Source organism: Bradyrhizobium sp. BRP20, from assembly GCF_020194215.1.
Taxonomy (GTDB): domain Bacteria; phylum Pseudomonadota; class Alphaproteobacteria; order Rhizobiales; family Xanthobacteraceae; genus Bradyrhizobium; species Bradyrhizobium yuanmingense.
The window spans coordinates 1-22,375 of sequence record NZ_JADYVY010000031.1; the positions used below are offsets into that span (position 1 = coordinate 1).

A 22,375-nucleotide genomic window follows, 5' to 3' on the forward strand; every position below is an offset into this window, starting at 1 on the left:
AACCCGTACGACGGTCACACCTTGCGGGACGTCATCGACCGCACCGAGACACTCACCGGCTGCGCGATCGAGCGGGCCTATGTCGACAAGGGATACCGCGGCCACGACGCACAAAATCCCCGACGGACCTTCATCTCCGGCCAGAAGCGCGGCGTCTTCGGTGTCATCAAGCGCGAGCTGCGCCGCCGCTCCGCCATCGAACCCATCACCGGACACCTGAAGGCCGATGGTCACCTCGGCCGCTGCTACCTCAAAGGCCGCGCCGGCAATGCGGCTAACGTCATCCTCTCAGCCGTGGGCCACAACTTCCGCCGCATCCTCGCCTGGCTCAGAGAACTCTTGTGCCTCATCCGCTCCAGCTATGGCGCACGTTCGGCCGTCCCGCCGCGCTCAATTCGCCTTCTTAACGGACGACCAGATAGGGATGGTTGTTTGCAATCGCATTCGAAGCCGCCCCGGTGAGGGCTGTCGCGCAATCTGGACGCAACGCATCCAGCGGAATGTCCCAACGGGCCTCGCCCAGCCAGTTCTGAGCATAGCGACCGGTGCGCGAAACGGCAAACGCGCCATTGTTACACCTGAGCAGCACAAGATGATCGGCAAGCCGCCCGAGGCTCCCCAGTAGCACATTTTCGTAGCGGGGAAGCGTTTCGCCGGGCTTGAGCGCAACCTGCCACTTGCGCCGCAGGACCGGCATGTCATTGATCAGCCTCGTATCTGATTCCGCGGATTGCTCGTTGGCAGCACGCATCACACGCCCCACTCACCTAAGCTTCCTGCCCGGGCGGCATCAAATCCAGCTTGGCTTAATTCGCTCTTAAAAAGACGAGACGGTCGCGTTCGGCCCCTGCTGATCGATGCCGTTGCCTGAAACATCTGGCGCGACCGTCTTCAAGACTCATAACGCAGAAAATCCGCGGCGGTAGTGCATAATTCAACGAAAAGCGTTTGCCAGCGCCACTGGAACGACGAGAATCTTCGAACAAATGATTTGAGCCTCACGTATTCTACGAAGTAGCGCTCGTCAGTTGCGCGCGAAATTTTTTGTCGGATGTCCGATTTGTACGACTACCATTTGCCGACGGCGCAGGCGCCAGCAAATCCTCAATGTTAATTGTGCTTGAAGGACCGTCCCAGAGAGATGCGTGATAACTAAGCGCATGTTAAAGAAATGTGACGACTGCCGGCGCGAGGAGGCCACGCATGAAAAAGAGTGATTTGACTCTCGGAATGCGGTGCTGGTTTTCGCCGTCTTGAGCTTACGTCTGAACGTGGCATCCAAGGAAACTACCACTGCCCTGCTTGCGGCACACTGATCGAGGAGCTCGGAGCGGCCCACCTCGTGCTTTATCGCTTGACCGTACAGCCTTCCATTAAAGCAATCCGCAATCAATAATTCGTCGCGGCGGCCCAGGAGCTTTAGTGGGTTCGCTCAATTTTGGTATCTGACAGCGAGATCAGCGCGCCCCTTCCTTGAAGCCACAAACAGCATCCTTGCCGACCTTCAATGGTGGCGCCGTGACCGACTTGCTTGCGGGCTCTCCTGCAAATTGCATCGCCTCCCCCGTTAACGGATTGCCGAGCAGGCGCAAGTAGTTCGTCTGCCACGTTCCATGAAAGGCAAAAAATTCGCATGATAAACAATCTGGCCGGCGTCGGTATCTTCAAAGTAGACACGGACCTGCATGTAGTGCCGTCCGTCTCGAACTTCGCCGTCAAGAGAGACTGTCAGCGCGGTTCCTCTTATTGCGCGTACAGGGACCCTTGTCTCACACAGAGGCAGTTTTCTGAGCAAGCGCCAAAAGCTTGAGCTTGGCTCCAGCTGCCGGAAGCTGATTCACCGGCCTGAATGCGGCAGGCGTTGCGCTGCCGACATCGACTTCGGGCGAATATATCGAAGATCTATCGTCAACGCGTATTGCGGGCATCCAACCACAGCGCGCACAAGAACGTAAACGGAGTTCTGCTGCTGCCGAAGCTGCATCTCTGGGATTTCGCGATGAGCGATGGCATCCCCTTTGATCGGCAATCCATAGACCAACTATCCGCTTCGGAAGGACTCTCTACCACTGCGTATTGCACGGTGGACAACGAGGGCATCCGTCGCATCGGGCGACGTTGTTGCGTCGGATTCGGCCGAAGGCAGCGCGCGCACGCCGCCGCCTTCGCGCGTTCAGGCCGGCGCACGTTAGCCTCCTCCCGCAGCGTCGCTGCCGTAGCGGCTGGTCGAGGTCCGGTAGTACTGAGCGCGGATGGCGGCCATGGCCTCGATCAACGGTCCCCAGGGCGCGGGAAAGCGTTCTTTCGCTATCACCCGATCCAGCATGCGCGTATGGCCGGCCAGCTCGTCGTTGAGGAACTCCACCACAGGCATAGCCGGATAGCGCTGCAGCAGCAGGATCGCCGCGTTGTCGGCCTCGTCGGCCGACCTGTCCATGTCGCGTCCATGCAGATCGTTCTGCAGGCGCCCTATCGCGGAGATGAGCCGCAGGACCTGGCGAAACGCCGGACGCGCGCGCAAGGTCGCCATGTCCAGTCCCCACAGCAACGACAGGCAACAGAACACGTTCGCGTAGGCGATCGAATCGATGCCGTTGTGCAGGTACTCGGCGTAGGACCAGCGTTCCGCCCCCACCGCCTGCGCGTGTCCGGCGCGCAGCGCCGCGCAGTAGCACCGGGTATCGTCGAGAAGCTGAGCATAGTCGCGACGATCGTAGGCGAGCGCGGCCAGCGAAGCGCGCAGCACAGCGCAGCCCTCGAATCCGGGGAGCGCGCACGGCACGCCCTGCCCCAGTGCCTGCTCCACCGCGGCGAGCTGCTCCGGCGCGATCAGGCCAAGGTCGTTGCAATCGTCGAGCCAGAACAGCATCGCCAGTTCGCGATAGAACGCCACGGTCAGCGTTTCATCCTGCGGATCGCGGCCGGTGCGGGCGCTGATATCGTGCAGGCTCGGAAGGATGCGCTGCAGGATGTACTGGCCGCCCCTGACCGCTTCCACGCCGTGCTCGTCGGCGAACCCGGTCAGGGAACGCCCCCACTCCAGCACCTCCTGCAGCGCGCGTTCGGTCTGAATCATGGCGCCGCTCCTGTTCCCTCGGCCAGGACGCGCCGCTCCCAACCAAGTGCCAGCCACAACCCGGCGAGTTCGGCCACGCGCACGACCCGGGTGGGGCAATACAGTTCCTTGCCGATCCACAGCGGAGTCTGCGGCAATGCATGCGCCGCATGGCGGGCGAGCATCCACTCCAGCGCACGCGCCACCGCCTGCGCAATGCGCCGCCGCCCTGTCGGCTCTTCGCTCCCGTCCATCACGTGCAACGCGAACAGCGCATAGGCAGTTTCCTCGAATGTGGACGCGCGACCGGCGCCCCAGCCGCCGTCGTCGCGCTGCGCCTGCAGCAGCGCCGCCAGCGCGCGCTCGTCGCGCCACTGGGGCTTGCCTTGCGCCAGCGCTGCGACCGCATGCGCGGTGGGATACAGCCACGAAACGTGCCATTTTTCGTTGTCCCAGAGACCGTGCGGGTTGCGATTGGCCTCGACGTAGGCGCTGGTGCCGGCGGCGGGCTTTCCCAACAGTCGCAACGCATGCAGGGCATGGATGTTGGTCGACACCGAGGCATTGCGCTCGCCGGGGAAGGTGACGAACAGCTCGCCGATTTCGAAATGGCGCAACGCATCGGCCGCCCGGTCGCGGCCTGCAAGGCGCAGGACGCACAACGCAACGGCGGTGTCGTCCGCATCTGCCGCGAAGTGCACGGCCGGGCCCAGACCGCGCACGCCCAGGCGGGCGTCGAGCTGCGCGATGATCACGCGCACCGCCCCGGCGAGCGCGGGATGCGCGAACAGACCGGCCAGATGCAAGGTGTATAGCGACCAGCATGGCTCGAACACATTGATCGGCCAGACGTTGGGAACGACACCTTCGATGCCGCTGCGCGTTGCTCGCGATGCCGCCTGCAGATACGCGTCGGCGCGCCCGACCTGCGGCGTGCTCCCCTGTGTCACGGCGTGCGCACGCCACGCGGCAGTGGCCGCGGGACTGATGCCGATGCTGCCGTCATCATCCGGCCATGCGGTGGTCGGCGACGTCCCCCAGGCTTCCCAGGAGTGCAGCAACGGATGGCCGCTCGGCAACGTCGCCACGGCCCCCCGCTTGACCCGCGCTTGCCGCAACGGCAACAGCGCCGGGTGGCGCGGAAACGCCACGCCGCCCGGCAAGGATGCGGCCTCGTCGCAAAACCGCGGTAGGATCAGCTCCGCGCCGATCGGCGCGTCGTCCGGCACCGCACGCGCATAGGGATCGGGCTGGCGCTGGAGGAACCGCGTTGCAGCCTGGACAGCGTCGGCAGCGCCGGGAAGAGAATCGACACGCTGCAATGCCAGCAACGCCGCCCATGTCGGCGCATGACGGAACAGCGGGAAGTCTGCGCTTCCCCATCCGCCATCGGCCTGTTGCTGTGCGATGAGCCACGCGTATGCGTCCTGCCGACCGATGACGTTGCCATGGAACTGCAGAGTTCGCGCCGTGTCGTAGACGGATGGACCGACGCTGCCGCCATCGCGCATCTCGCTCAGCAGGTGGCGCAATTCGGAAAGGATCTGTTCAGCCAGCGCGTTCACGCGGGATGTTCCTTCTGCAGACGGTTGACGGGAACCAGGATCGGGCAGACGCCGCGCACGTCGCCGCAGGCCCGTCGCGGCCATGCTGGGCAACCGCTGCGCTCAGCGCCACGGATTCGGACAACATGCACCGCTGCCGCAGGCCGATCGCAGCGGCCCAGGGGCGACTCCATGTGGACCGGCGCGCTCATGCGCATGGCGCGTGCTTGAACAGATAGGCGTCGGCCCGCTGCAGGATCTGCGCCAACCGTTCCGCACGCGGCCCCAACGGGGCGACGGCCTCCCCGGCGTCGCGCAACAGATCCATCACGAACTGCCGCGCTGCCTGCAGCCCCATGATCGACGCGCAGGTCGGCTTCCGCGCCGCCGCGTCCTTGCCGGGGGTCTTGCCCAGCGTCGCGGTATCTACTGTCGCGTCGAGAATGTCGTCGATCACCTGCAACGCCAGGCCGAAATGGGCGCTGTAGCGATCGAGCGCACAGTACATCGCAGCGTGCGCGGCATCCTCCGCAATGGCGCATAGCGCGCCCATGCGAACGGATGCGCGCACTAGCGCTCCGCACTTCATCCGGTGCATCACCAGGATCCTGTCCAGCTCGACGTGCTTTCCAACCAGCGACAGATCCATGGCCTGCCCGCCCGCGGCCCCCTCGGCGGACACCGCCTGCGCCAGTTCGCGCACGAGCGCAATACGGTTGTCGCCCGGCGCATCCAGGCTCGCCAGGGTCAGGAAGGCGTGCGCCTGCAGCGCATCGCCCACCAAGATCGCGGTGGCTTCGCCGAACTTGACGTGCACGGTCGGAAGGCCGCGGCGAAGCACGTCGTCGTCCATCGCAGGCAGATCGTCGTGGACCAACGTACAGGCGTGCATCATCTCGATGGCGGCGCCGACTTCGTCGAGCATGTGCGCCGGCGTGTCGGCCAGTGCGCCGGCAGCCAAACAGAGCAAGGCGCGGGTGCGCTTGCCGCCATGCAAGGTGGCGTAGCGCATCGCCGCCATCAGCTCGGTCTCACCGTCGTCTTCGGCGCAGAGAAGACGCGCCAGCGCCTGTTCGACCCGCTTTGCGCCGTCCTGCATCCAAATCTCGGGCAGCAGCCTGCCGGATGCGCCGCGCGCCTGCGCGCCCGATCCGCCGTTCGCGGAAACGCCAGCTCGGTCGTCGTGTGGCGTGGAACCGGTCTGCATGTTGTTCATGTCCTTGTACCTGCCAGGAGACGGCCACGGCGAGCCGCGAGCCGCCGCGGTGTTGCCGGCCTCGCACCGAGCGCGCGCGCCGAGTGGAGCAATGCCGCGTGTCGCCGGCGCCGCTGCCTCACCACACGGGGCATGCGATGCCAGCTCATGAGAATCCGATGCGGATAGTCATGGACGGATGCGCGGTCGGGTAATAGCGCCGGCCTTTTTCGACGCCGCTCAGCAACCGCGGCCGCACCCCGGCCTCGTGCATGGTCAGCGCCAAGGCGATACAGAACTGCACCAGTTCCAGCCATGCCAGGTGGTAGCCCATGCAGACGTGTGGGCCGGTACCGAACTGCAGCATGTCCACCGGCCGGATCGGCTCGGTGCGTTGCAGCCACCGCGCCAGCCGAAACTGATCAGGCGCCTCGTGCAGCAGCGCCGAGGTCGAGAAATGCAGCAGCGGGATGCACAGATCGGTGCCCGCGGGAATGCGCCGTTGGCCGAGTCGCAATTCACGCAATGCGCGACGCACCAGGAGCGGCGTCGCCGGATGCACGCGCAGCGTCTCGCGGAACAGCGCCTCGGCGACCGGACACTGCGCCAGGTCCGCGTGCCGGGTCGGCACCGCGCCTACGCGTTGCGCCTCCTCGACCAGCGCGTCCCACAGCCCAGGCTGCCGCGCCAGCTCGATCACCATCCAGGCCATCGTCGAGGCGGTGGTGTCGTGACCACCAAGCAGCAGCAAGCGGATATTGGCGATCAGGACGTCATCGGAAAGCGCATCGTCGCTGCGATCGAAGGCGCTCACCATGTCGTTGATCAACCCGGTGCGCGCGGCATGTTCGCGCGCGGCGCGGACGAACTCGCGCAACCGCGCATCGATCCAGTCGCGGGCGGCGCGGCCGCGCCGCAAGGGCAGTCCGGGCAGGTCGACCGGGGGCGCGACGACCAACTGCAGCAGTTGCCGGTACTTGCGATGCCATCCCGGCAGGTCCTGCGCGGGGATTCCCATGAGACTGAAGATGAGCTTGAGCATCAGATCGCCGGTTTCGCGCAGGATGGTGACGTCGCCCCGGTCGCGCCATCTCTGCACGCGCGCCCGGATGACGGGCGCGAACAGCTCGCCGATGCCGGCCTGGGTCAGCCCCTTGGGCAGAAGCGCCGCCTGGATCGCATCGCGCGCCTGCCGGTGCGCGATGCCATCCTGGGCGACCAACGTTCCGCCAAACAATTCGGGCGCGATGTCTTCGATGAGCGCCGAGGACACGTCCTTGTGCCGGAGCACTGCGAGAGCATCCGGATCCAGACTGGTCATCAGGTGTCCGGCAGGGCCGAAATCTAGCCAGAAGTGGCTGCCCAGCGTCCGTTCCGCGCGCCGCAGCAGGCGCGGCAGGTCGCAGACGACGGCGGGAAGATGCCCGACCAAGGGAAAAGCGCCGGGCACGACCGGGATGTCGTGCCGCAGCCGATGCCGACGGTTCAGCGGGTTGAGCAGCATGTCCATCAGCAGCGCGGCGCCGCGTCCGCTTCGGCGGTCTCGCCGGCAGGCCGCGCGGCGCGGCTGTTGCCACCGTCGGCGTATGTCGGCACATGCGCCAGCATGCCGCCGTCGATGCACACGACCTGGCCGGTGATGAACGCAGCATCGTCGGAGAGCAGGAACGCCACCAGCGCGGCCACGTCCTCGGGGCGGCCCACGCGCGGCAGGAGCTGGTGCCGGCGCAGATCGGTTTGCATGTACGCGTCCAGCTTGGCGAGGAGACGCTCGGTCATGATGAGACCGGGTGCAACCGCATTGCAGCGGATCTGCGCATGACCGTACTGGGTGGCGAGCGAGGCCGACAGCATGTTCATCGCCGCCTTCGACGCGGCGTAGGATGTCAGCGCGGTGTCACCGCTGAGCCCCTGGCACGACGACATGTTGACGATCGCGCCACCTCCGCGGGCGATCATCCGTGGGATGGCCTGCCGGCAGCAGAGCAGCGTGCCACGCAGATTGGTCGCCATGGTCTGATCCCAGACCGCTAGGTCCAGCTCAAGGATCGCGCGGTCGCGCGGGGTCAGATGCATCGCGCTCGCGTTGTTCACCAGCAGGTCGACCCCACCGAAGTGCCGCTCCGCCGTCTCGAACAGCGCTGCCACCGCCTGCGCATCGGCGATGTCGATCGCCAGGGCGAGCGCGTGGCCCGCTTCGGCCGCGATCTGCGCGGTGCAGGCGATAGCCGCCGATCCATCAATGTCGGCCACCACCACTCTGCCGCCCTCGCGCGCGATGGCGAGGGCGCATGCCTTGCCGATGCCGGCTCCGGCGCCGGTCACCACGGCCACTTTGCTTTCAAACCGTCCCATGTATCGCCCTAGATTGTGTTGGTCTTTCGCGGCATGCCGCTCGGCCTCCGCTGGAGAAGGCGCAGGGTGCGCGCTGGCGCGCTCGCCATCGCCAGCGTCGCTTTCGATGACCCGAATGGCGGCGACCGGGCACTGGCTCGCCGCGAGCCTCACGGCGGCGTGCAGCGCCTGCGGGACCTTCGCCACGCACACTTCGGCCACGCCGTCCGGTTCGCGCTGGCGAAAGGTGCCCGGCAGCGTCAGCACGCACTGCCCGCTGGTTCCGCACAGATCCTGGTCGACCATGACGCGCATCTCAGCTCCCCTGCGCATGCAGCCGCACCGGCAGTGCGCGGAACGTCCGAAGGAACGCCGAGGGCTCCCGGGTCGGCTGCTCGGCCAATGCCAGCGTGGGGAAGCGGGCCTGGATCCGGGGCAGGCTCTCGGCCAACTGCACCCGGGTCAGTTGCGCACCGAGGCAGAAGTGAATGCCGTGGCCGAAGCTCAGCATGATCTTCCCGTCGGTCGACATGCCTGGACTGGTGCCGTAGAACCGCGCGGGATCGAAGCGATCGGGATCGGCGAAGGCGTCCGGGTCGCGATTGCCGGACGCGATCAGCACGCGCACGTCCGCGTTCTTCGGGATCACCACGCCGTCCAGTTCGATGTCGCGCTGGGCGATACGCGGAATGGAGCTGAACATCGCGGGCGCGTCGCAGCGCAGGACTTCTTCGACGAATGCCCTCACCCCCGCGGCGTCCTTCTGCAGCCAGTGCCGCTGTTCGGGATACGCCAGCATCGCCAGGACGGCATGGTCGATGCTCGCAGCAGTGGTGGTGAAGCCGCCCAGCAGCATGCCCCACAGCATGCTGATCAACTCCGCATCCGACAGCGTGTCGGCATCGTGGTCATGTGCGCCGACCAGCATCGACACGATGTCGTGGCGGGGATTGGTGCGCTTGGACTGTATGAGGTCGCCGAAGTAGGCCTGCACTCTGGCGCTGGCCGCGTCCGCCGCGGCGAGCTGGGGATCGCTGGCGTGCGGGCTCAGGCCTTCCAGGATGCCGCCGATGCCGGCGGCGAGCCCGAAAATGTCGTCCTGGGGCATGCCAAACAGTTCGGCGAAGACCAGCATGGGCAAGGTCAGCGCGAATTCCCGATGAAGGTCCACCGCCTCCCCGCGCTCCAGCGCGGGCGCCATGCCGTCCAGCCGCGCTGCGACGATGCGCGCGATGCTCGGCCGCAGGTTGTCGATCTGGCGCATGGTGAAATCGCGCGAGATCAGCCGGCGCAGACGCGTATGCGTCGGTGGGTCCTTCATCGCAAGCGTGGACGCCAGCAGATTGAGCGACAGGCTTCTCGCCGCACGCGGGAAATAGCGCGCCAGTTCGCCGGGCGCCGGTCCTCGAAAAGCATCGCCCGTGGCCTTGAGAGCCCAGCAGATGTCGGCGTGGCGGCTCAACAGAAAGAGGCCCGACGCCGCGCGATGCACCGGATCGTGCTCGCGCAACCACCGCATGAATGGATACGGGTCGTGAATCCACGCCGGCGACGCCAGTTCGGCGAAGGCGTCCCGGCATGTTGTTTCTTGCACGTCCATCCTGGTTACCTATTGGCTGGCTGATCTGACCGGTACGTGGCAGGCACGCCGGCAAATCGCGGAGACGATCGCGATCCCCCAGCGGCGTCCGCACATCACCAGAGCACCGGGAACTCCTCGAACCCGCCGGTGATGATCTCCTTGCGCAACTTCAGTTCTTCGGGGGCTAAGGCCAAGCGCAGCTCGGGAAAGCGCTGGAAGATCGAACCGAACACCGCCTTGAGTTCTAGCCTGGCCAGCGCGCCGCCGATGCAGGAGTGCGGCCCGGAAGAGAACGCCAGGTGCGGCTCTCCGTCGCGCCCGATGTCGAAGATTTCCGGGTCGACGAAATGGCGCGTATCGAACGACGTCGCCGGCAGGCCGACCAGCACCTTGCTTTCCGGGGGAATATGAACGCCCGCGATGGTCACGTCGGTCCTCGGATAGCGCATGATGCCGTCCCAGCCCGCGCCCGGCGGGTACATACGCAGGATTTCCTCCACCGCCTTGTCCACCAGGGATGGATCGCCGACCAGGCGTTCGCGCTGTTGCGGATGGCGGAACATGGCCAGCAGGCCGAATTCGATCTGCGCGACGGTGCTCTCGTGGCCCGCCACCAGCATACCCGCCGCCAAGCCGATCGCCTCTTCCTCCGTCGCCTTGCCCTGGTCAACCGCCGCGAGCAGATCCGTTAGCAGGTTGTCGCCCGGATCCTGGCGCTTGTCCCGCATCTTGCCGCGAATGTAGGCGCGCAGTTCTTCCCAAGCCAGGCGCGACGCGCTGCGCGGGCCGCTTTCATGCTGGTGCGTCATCACCTCGTCGGACAGCCCGGCGAAAAAGGCGTGATCCTCGTAGAGCACGCCCATCAGCGCGCTGATGACCATGGCCGGAAGGGGAAACGAGAGGTGGCGCCGCAGGTCGGCGGGCTGGGGCTGGGCCCCCAACGTCTCGAACAACTGCGCGGCGATCGCCTCGACCTGCTGGGCGAGCAGCTTCACCCTGTGGTTGCAGAAGGCCGGCGCCACGATCTTGCGTAACCGGGCATGTTCGGCTCCCTCGTGCGAGACCAGCCAGCCCCGCGAACCGAGAATCACCGAATCCGGAGTGAATCCCGCCGGCGGCATTCCCGCGGGCCGGAACGCCGCGTCAGACAGCACCGCCTTGGCCTCGTCGTAGCCTGTCACCCACCAGCCTTCGTGCCCGGACGGGAAGCGCACGCGGTGGATCGGACCGTTGGCGCGTAGCATCAACATCTCGGGCGAGGGCTCGATGTGATCGACGCGCCACATCGGCAGCCTCGGCAAGGGTTGTTCGGACATGGTGGCACTTCACTCTCTAAGCGATGGAAGGGCGGAAGGTGACCGGCGAGCGCTGCGGGCAGCGAATGACGTAAGACGGCATGTAGACGACGGTCCTCCGCGGCGATGATCAGCGCGACATCCTCTAGTCGCACGAACAGCGCGGGGAAGGCGCATCGCTGTAGGCGCGCCAGCCCAGCGCCCAAGCAGAAATGCGGCCCTTGGCCAATCGACAGGTGCGCGTTATGCCGCCGTGCGGCTCGAACCCGTCGGCTGTCATAGATCGACTGACCGCAGGGATTGGTGAAGGAGGCTCGACCCACCCGCCACCGACCTGTCCGCCACTATAGCCTCCGGACCACGCCCACAGCGCCATGCGCAGTTCGCTCCTGGCTCAAGGTCTGCCGCTTTGGTTGCACCGCGACGAGCGCAACTGTTGTGGCTCCCAAAAGGAGAACTCTAGATCGCATCCAACACTTCCTGCATTTTCTTGGTCACAAGCGAGCGACAAGTCATTGCCACGCAAACCGTCGGAACGGACCAGACGCGAACAGCGAAGGCGCCGTTTCCGTCTCGAAGACCAATCGCGTTGCGATAGTGATGATGCCGTGAACGAGCAAATCGCGTGCCGGAGTGAATCGGAGGCTCAGCAGGCACTTCCTAGTGTCAGGCTTCTTGCATTGTCTCAATGCCGACAACCGGCGCAGCAAGTGCCCGACAAAAGGCCCGCTCTCGCGCCGCATGTGCGGCGCAGCCTTTACGGGATATTTCAAGCATCCGAATTGACTGCAGCGGGTGAGCGGCTTCCTGCGTTGTCGCCGATATCCTCAAGGCTCTTCTTGGTTACCTCAGCGTTACGCGACAAGTGGCGGACGACGATACTCTTATTGGCTATCTCGAACGCCTCGACCGCCTGTTTGAGAATGCGGCATTTGCCGAACCCGCCGATACCAATCAACAGAACTGCCGAAACGCTCGGATTAGGTGCACGATGCAGGTCTGCACCACGGGCTGCGGATTGGTTGCGACGTGCGTGTAGCGCTCCGTCGATAACAGTCGCGCATGCCCAAGAAGGACTTGGATGAGCCGGGTATCAGTACCGCGCTCGTAAAGGTGAGTAGCGAAGCTATGGCGCAGAACATGTGTCGTCACCTGCTTATCGAGACCGGCATGTTGCCGAGCTTTGCGGCAGGCCTCTTGCAACGTGCCGACACTCACCGGATCGTCCGGATTGCGCCCTGGAAACAGCCAATGGCGCGGTTTGGCCAGACACCAGTAGGATCGCAGGATGCTGAGCAGCCGCGGCGACAGCATCACGTAACGGTCCTTGCCGCCTTTGCCGGCGGTGATCAGGATCAGCATGCGCTTGCTGTCGATCGCGCTGGGCCTCAAGGCGGCTGACCTTGCCGGCTCGTAGCCCGGCAGCATAGGCCGTCACCAGCGCAACGCGGTCGCGCAGGGCCGGTACAACCTCCAGGAAACGGGCGACTTCCTCCGCACTCAGCACCAGCGGTTGCTTGACCGGCTCACAGGCCGAAATAATGTTCTCAATCGCCTCCGTGCGCCCGCGCATAGAAAAAGCGTAACGCGCACGTCACTTGGTTGATGTGGGTCCACGACCGCTTCAACCCGATCAGGTGCAGTTGGTACGCGCGCACCTGCTCAAGGCTGAGCTTGTCGGGCGATCGGCCGAAATGTCGGCTAAAGTTTGCAACCGCGTAGACATAGGATTGCTGCGTCGACGGTGACAAGTTGCGCAGCGTCATATCGTCGATCATGCGGCGGCGCAGCGGGCTCGAACTCATCGTGGCCATGAGGCACTCCTGTATTGAGAGGAACGGACTTGCGGTCCCATCCTTCAAACAGATGCCTCTTAGATAAATGGTCTCGCCACGGCCTCCCGCGGAGCGGGTTCGTTCAATGGTGGGCGACATCGAGCGGAATCAGCAGCCGAACAACTCACGCCGTCGCGCGAAGGCCGACCGGCGGATTCTCGTGGTGGTTTGTATGTGCTCGCGGCACGCACAGCATGGCCCGCGGAGGCTGGTATAAGTCTGTCAACCATTCAAGCTTCGGAAAGGAGGCGCCTGGCTGCAGGTTTTGCAGAACTTGGGCGCCGATCACCCCAGGCGCGGGAGCATCGCTGCATAGACGCAGCATGATTGGACAGGCGATTCAATCGAAATATGGATCCAAAATGCCGAGAGCCAAGCCGCCGGGTCAATTCGTGGAGCAATGTTGGCGCGACGTCTCCACGTGTTTAGCTCGCAGCTGGGCCTTTAGTCCCAGCTGCGGCTGTTTGGGAAAGATGATACCGGAGAGGTTGATGATGGCTGTGCGGCCGTCGGAAGCTGGCCGCGCAATCGCCGTCGGGCTCCTTCGCCGTCTGCGAAAATAGCCTTAGCTCCAGTCTCCGCTCCTGACTTGTGAGACACCATGATGCTCTGCGAACGCGCGATTGTGGACCTTCAATCGGCGAGAAGTTGCATTTCAACCAGCTGCGCGCGCTCTATTCAGTTGAAGCTGACCCCAGCCCTTAGCCGGTCCTGCAGTGCCCGCCGATTGATGCGGAGGTTGCTGAGGTTCAGCGGGTCTGGATGCCGTCCTTCCGCCAGCTCCCGGGTGCCGTCCACGACAAAGACGCCGCAATCATAGGTGTTGCTCTGCTCGCGCATGGAGCCCTGTTGCAGGTTGGCCTGCAGCCGTTCTGCGAGCTGCTCTGCGGGCAGGTTATTGGGTCCTGGCGCAGAGTCCTAGTGATAGGCAGCCGGTCTTGCCCGATCGCGGCGATCAACCAGCAGCAGCGACCAGTGACTGCCGCGCCACCCTCTATCCGCAGCGCTGGCATCGCTTAACCGGCAGGAACAGGAAGTCGGCTCTATCACCGCGACTCCACCCGAATGCGCGTTCCGCGTCCTCGTTGGAGCCTGACCGCAACATTTGGGCTATCAAAGGATCCACGAACCGCATCCGGGCGGCGAGATCGGGATTGCTCTCCTGCAACTCCCGCCTCAGGACCCCATAGTCCCGCTCAATATGCTCGTCACCCAGCCACTGCGTGGGGCCCAGGACGCGTCCGCTGCGGTCAACAGAGACTCCGGTCAAAGGGCCGATCTGAGCAGGCGGGACCGGGGACGGGCGAGGATGATGGATGAATTGTGCACCGCGTCCTCGCGGCCCTAATGCGATCGAGTAGGTCTCACCGTTGATCAAAACCTGCCTTGGGCCGCTGAACTGGGTCGGCAGCAACCCGTGGTTATTCAGGATACGGATCTGGACATCCGCCACCGGCTGGGAGCCATGCTGCCAATCCTCGGGAACGAGATATCCGATATCCTCAAGCTCCTGAAGCACGCCTGATGGCCCGACGAAGAACGCGGCACTACCGGCCGGGCTGAGCACCGGCACTGAGTGAGCATCGTCACGCATCTGGTGCGGTGTGGCCGGCAGATCAATGAAAGAGTCGAGACCGCGGTAGATCTCTGACGACCGAGCTGGCGCGTCTGATTCTCCGGTGAACAGGTCTTTATTGATTTCCGGCCAAGGGGGCAGCCTGGGTGTCCGCTGCAACAAGTCGGCGGCTCCGCGTCAGGTTCTCGACAGCTATCGCTCATAGAGTCTCCAGAGGCGATCATAGCTGGCGATCGCTGCAAGAATACTGGAGCGCGCGGTCGGAGTGCTTGGACGCGGCGTTCTGGGGCGTTCACGATAGTTTTCTGCTGGGTTCGATGCTGCCGAGTCGGTTCCGTGGCAAATCACAAGCGACCTCAGGCTTCAAATTGGCCTATTATTCCGAAACTGAGAACGAATGAAGTTCGAATCCACCAACTGGGTGCGTCAACAATCGGGCACCGCGGGCCCGCAAGAGAGCTCATCGGCTCCGTCCACAGATGCGGCCGCCTTTGAGCAGCAGCTGGGCGAGATCGCTGTGCCGTCTGCTCCCGTGCTCATGCAGGTCCGCGCCCATCAAGCGGATGCATCGCGATCTGAGGCGCATGCCGGAGAGGATGAGGCGGTGCTGGGCGCCTCAGCGCTGCAGACCGCTCAATCAAATTGGGTCTTGGTAGGTCGCAGCAAGGATCCGCTTTATGCTAAGGATGCGCCCCTTATTTCCGGCCTTAAGCAGGCGCTCCTCTTGGGTGGAGCCGTTGAGAGCACCGCCACGAGCTACGTCGGTTATCTGCTCAGCTTGAGCCGTTGGCTCTTTGCAAACGACAAGCCGGCCATTGCTGATCGGCTTCATGACGAGACGATGGACAAGGATGTCGAGGAGTTCATAATAAAAGGTGGGACGGCGAACGTCCCTTGGGCACTAGCTCATCTGCGGACCTCTCAATTGACGGGAGGAGCCGTACCGATCGCAGGCCGCCCTGACCTGACTCCTTATCCCAAGGACGGGACTCTCATCAAGGAATACAAAAAGCAAGCAGTGGCGGCCCGAACTTCAAGTACCGCCAAAACCTATGCATCTATTCTCACGGATTTCAGCCACTACCTTCGTGCAAACAACAAGCGTGGCATTGCTGCTCGGTTTCAGGACGAGACATGGAACGACGACGAACCGCTGAATGAAGAGATCAAGCGCTACAAGGACGCCGGGGGTAGCAAAAGTATCGGCGCGGCACTTGATCATCTCCGTAACGGAGCGAGAAAACTCAACGGTCCCCCTTTTCATCCCGAAGACGCACGCTTGATTTCCGGACTTCAAGAAGCACTCGTTGAGGCTGGGTACGAGGAGATCACCGCTAAGACGAATTATGTTGGTCCTCTTCGCAGATTTAGCCGGTGGCTCTTCGCAAAAAAAAAGCCGGGAGTGGCTGCTCGGCTTAACGACGAATCGCTGAGCAACGACGCTGCGATCTTCGATAAAAATCGCAGGCACCTCGTTCTTACCGCACTAGATCGTCTCCGCGCCTCTCAGTCGCCGGGCGGAGTCGCGTCAATCACTGGCCGGGCCGGGGGCATTGAGGCCGCGGCTAAGCAGGGCGGGTCGCAGCCCGCCTTCAGTTGGCCAGCGGCACTCGCTGAGGGGGATGATCAAGATTTATTCTTGGGGACGGTCGACGAAGCCGGTGCATCGTCGTGTCTTCAGCCACCGCGGCATGGCCTAGCATTGGATCCTACAGAGTCCCCTAATCCCGTGAACCGGCGCCACCAGGACGACGAGCTGACGGATGAACGTTACAGCAACATTCTCGTGCCAGGCGAGCAGATTCCCATCATGCGGGCGAGCGGCCACCCATCTACGCCGCCTCCGCACGGTCAAGGCGGTAGAACGATGCTGAATGCCTCGGCGCTACCGCCCGGCCATGCAAATTTTGTTTTCGCAGGTAGCAGCCTGGATCCTGTTTATTGCGAAGATGCGTCTCTTATTGAGGGGCTCAGGCCGGCACTCATCAAGGCTGGGGCCTCCGAGAGCACGGTCGGTCGCAATCTACGTGGTCTTCTCAGCTTGGGGCATTGGCTCGTAAAGAACGACAAGCCGGGCATTGCTTCCCGGCTTTACGACAAGTCGCTGGACAAGGATGCCCAGGAGTTCGCCGAGAAGGAGAAGCAGGCCATCGCTATCCCACTGGATCTTCTTAGAGCCTCCCAATCGCCGGGCGGCATCACGCCGTTTGCAAGCCGGGTTGAGCGGAATCCCTATCCCCAGGATGCGGATCTCATCAAAAGGTACAAGGAAGAAGCAGCCCCAAGCACCGCCAACACCGCCAGGACCTATGCAACTCTTCTTATCGATTTGAGTGATTACCTCCGTGAAAAGCATAAGCCCGGCATTGCTGCTCGACTTGGCCACGACTCGCTGGATGAAGATGTCAGCCAGTATAAGGAGGAGGACCCCCATGGCCGCAGAAAAGCCGGGGCCGCACTGGCTCATCTCCTGAGGTCGCCGGCGGGTGCTAGAGCGATCGAACTACGGCGTCATATTCGCCCGCTTCCTGATCTCGAAGACGCGGTTCGCGCCGAGACGAGGCGGACGACTGCGCAGCACAGCGGGTCGAACGGAGCTGGCAGCTGGCCGGAGACTCTGCCTGCGAACCAGCAGGATCTGCTTTTAGAGACGATGGACGGACGCAGCTCCTCGCCGCCTCCGCAGGTCGTCGCTGTTGAGCAGCAGCTGATGCAGACCCTATCCCATCAAGTGGTGGCGTCACCATCGCAGATGCAAGCCCCGATGCCGTCGCCGGACGAACCGATCGGCGAGCAGCTTCCGGTCGAAGACGCGGAGCTCTTGGCGAAGTTTCGTGGAGACGCGGAGCTGCGCAAGCTCACCAAAGGGGCCATCAACAACGGTGTTTACGGGCTTGGGGCATTTATTCGCTGGGTCAACGCGAGTCATAGGGGCCCGGTAGCTTCTCGGCTGCGCGACGGTTCATCGCTGGACGCGGAGATTGCGAAGTACAGGAGCTCGGGCGGTGACCCCAACAACCGCATTAGATCGGCTCTGAATCATCTCCGGCGGCTGCTGCGTGGGGGTGAAGAAGTGGAAGCACCTGAACCCCGCGTCCTCGGTGCCCCCCGTCGCCTAGTTCCTCATCCAGAAGATGCGCCCCTCATCGAGGGCGCGCTGAACCAAGCTCTGAAAGATCTTAAAACTCCGACTGCGAAGCTGAGGCAGTCTGCGCAACAGCGGGCGAGGCGTCTTCGTGCGCTTAGTGCGTGGCTTAGAGAGAAGCGCAAAGGGAGCATCATCGGGCGGCTAAACGGCTCGAGCAGGGAGCAGGTATCCCTCGACAATGACGTGGTAGCATTCCAACGGACTGGAGGCAGAGTACATGGTCCCGATTTGTCGCATCTTCGCAGCTACTTGAAACTCATTGAGCCGAACCGAGAACTGGGGCTGCCAGGCCCTGAGCAGCCGAACTCGCCGGCCGCGCAGGGCGATTGGCACTCGGGCTCGGCGCAGGATCTTCCCTCAACGCCGGCCAGCCCGAGCGCCGGAGCTTGGGTTTGGTTGGGTGAACAGGTGCAAGAACGAGCATCACCATCCTGGCCCGCGTCACATGCTAAGGGCAGGCTTGAGCCATCTTATGGTCTGATTGCGCCGACGCCGTCCGAGTTGCGCAATGATGCTCACTTTGCGCCGGCGCATCCTACCAGGCTTCGCTCGGACACCTACGGCGGCCTAGAGTCTCTTGTTGATCTGAATGCGCCGACGCCGTCCGAATTGCGCGACGATGCTGACTTTGCGCCAGTGCATCCTGCCCAGGCTCATTCAGACACCTACAGCGGCCTAGAGTCTTTTGTTGATCTGAATGCGCGGACGCCGTCCGAATTGCGCGACGATGCTCACTTTGCGCCAGCCGATCCGACCAGGGCTCGCTCAGGCGCCTACGCTGGCCTTGAGCCATTTGTTGATCTCAATGCGCTGACGCCGTCCGAATTGCGCGACGATGCTGATTTTGCGCCAGTGCATCCTGCCCGAGCTCGTTCAGACACCTACAGCGGCCGAGAGCCTTTTGTTGATCTGAATGCACGGACGCCATCCGAGTTGCGCGACGATGCTCATGTTGCGCCCGCGCATCTTGCCAGGGCTCGCTCAGACACCTACGGGGGTCGTGAGCCATTGATTGATCTGAATGCGCCGACGCCGCAGGAGCCGCGTGATGATGCTAGTTATGCGCCTGTCCCGCGCACATCCGCCGATGCTCAGATCGGGGCTTTGGATCCGACAGCCTCATCCCACGGCCGCAGCGGACTAGCGCTCGGCGCCAAGGAATGGCTGGGCGACGAGCACATCCACAGGGATTACGAGCTCCTGGCGCAGGAGTTGCAGCGGGACCGTCCGGAATTCGCCGCCCTGGCGCAGTTCGTGGATCCCCTGATAGCCCACTATCAATTGCGCTTCGGCGCCGAGCCCGACATGCTCCGTGCATTCCGGCGCATCGTCTACGATCCGAATGGTAATGATACCGCCGACTTCCTATTCCTGCCGGTGAACGATGCAATGGATCCTAATCGCCTCGGCACGCATTGGTCGCTGCTGCTCCTTGATCGCCGCACGCGAGGAGAGCCGATTGCCTATCACTACGACTCTGTCCGGGGACACAACCACGAGCCGGCAGCGCAGCTCGCACGACGGCTGCGCGCCCGCCTGGAGTCACCTAGCATGGCCCAGCAGCGGAACAGCTATGATTGCGGCGTCTTCGTGGTGGACGGCACGCGGGCGCTGGTTCGACGATTGGCCCAAGGAGAGCGGCCAGGGCACGAGTTGCTGCACCTTGACAACCTCGTCGCCAATCGGCGGTCCCTCCAGGACCGGCTTCGAGCTCATCCCGGCTTAGGCTAAGGGAGCGCGAAGCGGCCGCGAGACCGAGGACTTTCTCCGCAATGCCCACCTCGACATTCCAGCGACCGTCGAGGCGCTGCGCCAATACTGGATGCCGATCCGCTCCCGGCTACAACTGGCAAACGGATAGGTGGATTTCCGGCACCGAAGTCGATGCGAGCCATGCTGTCTCCGATGGCACCAACAGCTGTCTTGCCTTCTCGGGCGCTGTTGTTATCGCCACTTGCGAGGCAGGTCCAAACGCCTTTGTCACAGGGACTGCTCGAGTGGGTTACGCCGCTTCGGCCTAACAGGCCAAACGCTGGGCTACATCAGGGCGGGCAGCCTGGCAACATAACCGAGGCAACATAACAACGAATTCGAGGGGCGCTTTGCGGCTTCCTGCAGCATACAACGCAGTTCGATTATAGTCGCTTCGGCTGGACCGTCGTCGGAGTCGCTTTGAGCAAGCGCTTACACCTGCTTGGTGTGTCAAATTCGAGTACGACTACATGGGCTTCGATGGGGACGCGTCTGGCGACCCCGCCGACGGTGCAGTTCCCCGCCCCGCCGACATTGCCGCCAGGACAACCAGCTTGTCCAGCAACTGTCACATCGGAAAGATCAGATTGAATCACCATTTCGGCGGCGACGCGAGCGGGGCGGAATGGTTCGACGCATCGGTCTATCCGGGACGAGCGGCCGCCAAAACAATAAAGCCTGTTTTCGATACGGGCGACTGGTCGTTCGAAGGGGCTCGCGGGTCTGGCTCAGCAGAGGCACATTCCAGTGGGACTACACGAATCAGCCGCCGATATCCGGAGATAGCGGCATCCCCAATTCCACGCTCACCTATCATGGCTTGGACGGCATTTCCGGCGAGCTGTTCGCACGGCTTGATAGTCCTGGGGGAGATTCCTGAAGGGCAACGTTGGCTCGGACGCTTCAACAAGGGAAGAATGAACGAGGATTCGAGCATCGGCAGTACGGCCTATGCAACACTCTGTGAGATCAGGCCAACGGAAGGTTCACGTACTACACCGCCGATGTCGGTTACGACTTTATGTGCGGTAGCACCTACAAGCTGGGCGCATTTATCAGTGGCACTTACTTCGGCCAAAAGTCGGATTCGATCGCATGCGTGCAGACAGCCTCGCCATACGGGGCATGCGCGGTTCCGGCCCAGCAAATCATCGGTACTCAAGGTGCCAATTGGGATGCGCTGCGCGTCGGGCTTAACGCCGAGACTATGCTGTTTGAGCGCCGTGAGCGCAGATGTTGCTTACCTGCCATGGACCGACTTCACCGGTCGTGATAACCATCTCCTCCGTCCTGAAACAACTTTCTACGATCAGTGCAGGCAAGGTGGGGGGCGTACAGATCGAAGGAACGCTGTCGTACCTCCTCGGCAGAAATTTCAGTATCGGCGTCGGCACTCGGTACTGGGCAATGTGGACCAAGAATGACAGCGATGTCACATTCAACTGCAGCGGCTGCAGCGACCGAGGCACGTTCATCCAGATCCCTGCACTCGCAAAGTACAGCATGGAGCGATGGGGTACCTTCTTAGAGGTGTCCTACAAGTTTGAGTGAATTGGTCTGCAAGCGCATAAGTCTTATAGCTAACCTAATCGATGCACGATGAAAGCCTGCAACGCGTAGGCTGCGCGGCGCCGCTGCCTCCGGGCGAACCGCCCACGGAGGGCAGTTGCCGAGTTGCGAGCAGCCTTCATGCCTTCTCTTTGCGGAAAGATGAGTCCGGATGAATCGTCGGCAGTCAATTCAAAAGCAGAGATGGTTCTCGTACCTTTGTAGCTCCGCAATCATCTTTTTTTTCGTGTTCGCCCGCATTGGCAGCCGATGTACGGCGGGCCAGTATGCCAATAACGGACTGCGCGACAGTAAAGAACAAAAAGCAACGCTTGCTGTGCGTCGATAAAGCGGGCCGCAGCCCTAAAGACAACTCGCTTTCTCAGGAGATTGGGGACAGCTCATCTTAAAGAGATCGTTGCCAACCCCCGGCCAGACCGCTCTCAAAATCCATGATCCAGATCACCTTGATGTCGCCCCTGGAACGTTCATTGATAGCTTGTCGAGATCCGAAACGTGAGATGCCTCTACTCGACGCATGGCTACCGTTGCTGCAGTGCACATCGGCGCGGAATGGCTCCTGTTGTTTTCGCTCAGGCTGTCGAACCAGCGGCAGAACAGGAAAGGCTGAAAACCGGCTGCGCCCTGCTCGATAGTATCCTGTCTGCCGCCTGCAAAAGGAATATGGGGAGATCTCTCGCGCGATTTTGCAAAGAGCCTTGTCCCGAAGGTGCCGAAAATTGAAATATTAGCGGCGTCGCCACCGAAGCGATAGCTGAAAGTAGGAGAGGTTCCGCTTGGGGGAGCGGGTCAGTGCCAGCGCGGAATGAGCCGGAGACGATGATCCTGGGGCGCTATCCCCCCGCGCCGGGTTTGCAAGAAGCTCGACGCGCCGAGACTTACTAATCAACGGCGGTGTCTTAATCTAGGACGCCGGGCTCAAGCGTACCGGCACTAGATGGCCGCGACGGCGTCCCGTCGATCATGAGCTTCAGATAAAATCCTATAGTTCGGCAGTTGCAGGAGATCGGCTTCCTCGAACGTTCCCAGAAACTCGCGAGCAAGGTGTTGCGCATCTTCAGCACCAACTCTGAAGGAGATAATCGATCCGGCATTTCCGAGCACCGCATCGCGCACATCCGGTTCTAACCGATGACGATAGTGATGTGCGACAGTGCAGCCGACGCGATATTTGCGCAACCCCGAGAACATATTTGCCATCCCGAGAGTGGTGAAGTTTTGAAACTCATCAATGTAGACGTAGAAGTCTGGTCGCTCACGCGCCGGCAATTCAGCCCGACTGAAAGCGGCAAGTCCGAGCGTCGTCACAAGCAAGCCGCCAAGAAGGGACGAGCTGTCCTCGCCGATCCGCCCCTTTGACAGGTTTACGAGCAACACCCTGCCCTCATCCATGATCTGCCTGACGTGGAGATCGTGCGCGGGAGCGGCCAGGAGGCGATTAAACACCGGCGCCTACCTTGTTTTGGATCGGCGCAGTGCCGTCGGCTCGG

The 22,375-nt window shown here is 62.8% G+C and carries 15 protein-coding genes and 3 pseudogenes; 2 read left to right on the top strand and 16 right to left on the bottom strand.

Features of this window, described 5'->3' with window-relative positions:
* Positions 1-407, top strand: a pseudogene (locus I6F33_RS35870) (IS5/IS1182 family transposase); the annotation flags it as partial.
* Here I6F33_RS35870 and I6F33_RS35875 read toward each other — a convergent pair.
* The 15 genes and pseudogenes from I6F33_RS35875 to I6F33_RS35940 all read right to left on the bottom strand — a co-directional run bounded on the left by I6F33_RS35875 (position 404) and on the right by I6F33_RS35940 (position 14,578).
* The gene (locus tag I6F33_RS35875) at positions 404-751 is read right to left on the bottom strand and encodes a hypothetical protein (protein WP_346656697.1); all 348 of its coding nucleotides are present in this window, start codon (positions 749-751) and stop codon (positions 404-406) included. The pseudogene I6F33_RS35870 and the gene I6F33_RS35875 sit on opposite strands and share 4 nt — an antisense overlap.
* A gap of 826 nt (positions 752-1,577) precedes the next feature.
* Positions 1,578-1,732 (bottom strand): annotated as a pseudogene (locus I6F33_RS35880) (4-hydroxybenzoyl-CoA thioesterase); the annotation flags it as partial.
* Positions 1,733-2,188: 456 nt separating this feature from the next.
* The gene (locus I6F33_RS35885) at positions 2,189-3,076 is read right to left on the bottom strand and encodes a hypothetical protein (protein WP_225131016.1); all 888 of its coding nucleotides are present in this window, start codon (positions 3,074-3,076) and stop codon (positions 2,189-2,191) included.
* Positions 3,073-4,620, bottom strand: a complete 1,548-nt coding sequence (locus I6F33_RS35890; protein ID WP_225131018.1) for a hypothetical protein — start codon at positions 4,618-4,620, stop codon at positions 3,073-3,075. The genes I6F33_RS35885 and I6F33_RS35890 overlap by 4 nt, the downstream gene beginning before the upstream one ends.
* 187 nt (positions 4,621-4,807) lie before the next feature.
* Positions 4,808-5,806, bottom strand: a complete 999-nt coding sequence (locus I6F33_RS35895; protein ID WP_225131119.1) for a polyprenyl synthetase family protein — start codon at positions 5,804-5,806, stop codon at positions 4,808-4,810.
* A 154-nt stretch (positions 5,807-5,960) separates the two neighbouring features.
* Positions 5,961-7,304: a cytochrome P450 gene (locus tag I6F33_RS35900; protein WP_225131020.1), complete on the bottom strand. Its 1,344-nt coding sequence runs from the start codon at positions 7,302-7,304 to the stop codon at positions 5,961-5,963.
* Positions 7,304-8,149 (bottom strand): SDR family oxidoreductase, encoded by an 846-nt coding sequence (locus I6F33_RS35905; protein WP_225131121.1) that lies wholly within the window; start codon positions 8,147-8,149, stop codon positions 7,304-7,306. The genes I6F33_RS35900 and I6F33_RS35905 overlap by 1 nt, the downstream gene beginning before the upstream one ends.
* Positions 8,150-8,155: 6 nt before the next feature.
* Positions 8,156-8,443: pseudogene (locus I6F33_RS35910) on the bottom strand (ferredoxin); the annotation flags it as partial.
* A gap of 1 nt (position 8,444) precedes the next feature.
* A complete protein-coding gene (locus tag I6F33_RS35915) occupies positions 8,445-9,728 on the bottom strand; it encodes a cytochrome P450 (protein ID WP_225145647.1) in 1,284 nt (427 codons plus the stop codon).
* Between the two features lie 95 nt (positions 9,729-9,823).
* On the bottom strand, positions 9,824-11,026 hold the full coding sequence (locus tag I6F33_RS35920) for a cytochrome P450 (protein ID WP_225145648.1): 1,203 nt from the start codon (positions 11,024-11,026) through the stop codon (positions 9,824-9,826).
* Between the two features lie 748 nt (positions 11,027-11,774).
* Positions 11,775-11,963 (bottom strand): hypothetical protein, encoded by a 189-nt coding sequence (locus I6F33_RS35925; RefSeq protein ID WP_225131036.1) that lies wholly within the window; start codon positions 11,961-11,963, stop codon positions 11,775-11,777.
* A complete protein-coding gene (locus I6F33_RS38255; RefSeq protein WP_249782200.1) occupies positions 11,960-12,433 on the bottom strand; it encodes a tyrosine-type recombinase/integrase in 474 nt (157 codons plus the stop codon). Before I6F33_RS38255 ends, I6F33_RS35925 begins: the two co-directional genes overlap by 4 nt.
* Before the next feature lie 119 nt (positions 12,434-12,552).
* Positions 12,553-12,819 carry a site-specific integrase gene (locus I6F33_RS38260; RefSeq protein WP_249782201.1) on the bottom strand — a complete coding sequence of 89 codons (267 nt, stop codon included), beginning with the start codon at positions 12,817-12,819 and terminating at the stop codon, positions 12,553-12,555.
* 699 nt (positions 12,820-13,518) lie between these two features.
* Positions 13,519-13,680, bottom strand: a complete 162-nt coding sequence (locus I6F33_RS35935) for a C48 family peptidase (protein ID WP_225131038.1) — start codon at positions 13,678-13,680, stop codon at positions 13,519-13,521.
* 154 nt (positions 13,681-13,834) lie between these two features.
* A complete protein-coding gene (locus I6F33_RS35940; RefSeq protein ID WP_225131048.1) occupies positions 13,835-14,578 on the bottom strand; it encodes a hypothetical protein in 744 nt (247 codons plus the stop codon).
* 235 nt (positions 14,579-14,813) lie between these two features.
* Between I6F33_RS35940 and I6F33_RS35945 the strand changes: the two genes are divergently transcribed.
* A complete protein-coding gene (locus I6F33_RS35945; RefSeq protein ID WP_225143495.1) occupies positions 14,814-19,295 on the top strand; it encodes a Ulp1 family isopeptidase in 4,482 nt (1,493 codons plus the stop codon).
* Positions 19,296-21,818: 2,523 nt separating this feature from the next.
* Here I6F33_RS35945 and I6F33_RS35950 read toward each other — a convergent pair.
* Entirely contained in the window at positions 21,819-22,331 is a 513-nt protein-coding gene (locus tag I6F33_RS35950) for a hypothetical protein (RefSeq protein ID WP_225131052.1), read from the bottom strand.
* Positions 22,332-22,375 lie beyond the last annotated feature (44 nt).

Bases quoted from the DNA above. Each gene is read 5' to 3' on its own strand.
- I6F33_RS35875 (WP_346656697.1), bottom strand. From the start codon at position 751: ATGCGTGCTGCCAACGAGCAATCCGCGGAATCAGATACGAGGCTGATC.
- I6F33_RS35885 (WP_225131016.1), bottom strand. From the start codon at position 3,076: ATGATTCAGACCGAACGCGCGCTGCAGGAGGTGCTGGAGTGGGGGCGT.
- I6F33_RS35895 (WP_225131119.1), bottom strand. From the start codon at position 5,806: ATGCAGACCGGTTCCACGCCACACGACGACCGAGCTGGCGTTTCCGCG.
- I6F33_RS35900 (WP_225131020.1), bottom strand. From the start codon at position 7,304: ATGGACATGCTGCTCAACCCGCTGAACCGTCGGCATCGGCTGCGGCAC.
- I6F33_RS35905 (WP_225131121.1), bottom strand. From the start codon at position 8,149: ATGGGACGGTTTGAAAGCAAAGTGGCCGTGGTGACCGGCGCCGGAGCC.
- I6F33_RS35915 (WP_225145647.1), bottom strand. From the start codon at position 9,728: ATGGACGTGCAAGAAACAACATGCCGGGACGCCTTCGCCGAACTGGCG.
- I6F33_RS35920 (WP_225145648.1), bottom strand. From the start codon at position 11,026: ATGTCCGAACAACCCTTGCCGAGGCTGCCGATGTGGCGCGTCGATCAC.
- I6F33_RS38255 (WP_249782200.1), bottom strand. From the start codon at position 12,433: ATGCTGCCGGGCTACGAGCCGGCAAGGTCAGCCGCCTTGAGGCCCAGC.
- I6F33_RS38260 (WP_249782201.1), bottom strand. From the start codon at position 12,819: ATGGCCACGATGAGTTCGAGCCCGCTGCGCCGCCGCATGATCGACGAT.
- I6F33_RS35935 (WP_225131038.1), bottom strand. From the start codon at position 13,680: ATGCGCGAGCAGAGCAACACCTATGATTGCGGCGTCTTTGTCGTGGAC.
- I6F33_RS35945 (WP_225143495.1), top strand. From the start codon at position 14,814: ATGAAGTTCGAATCCACCAACTGGGTGCGTCAACAATCGGGCACCGCG.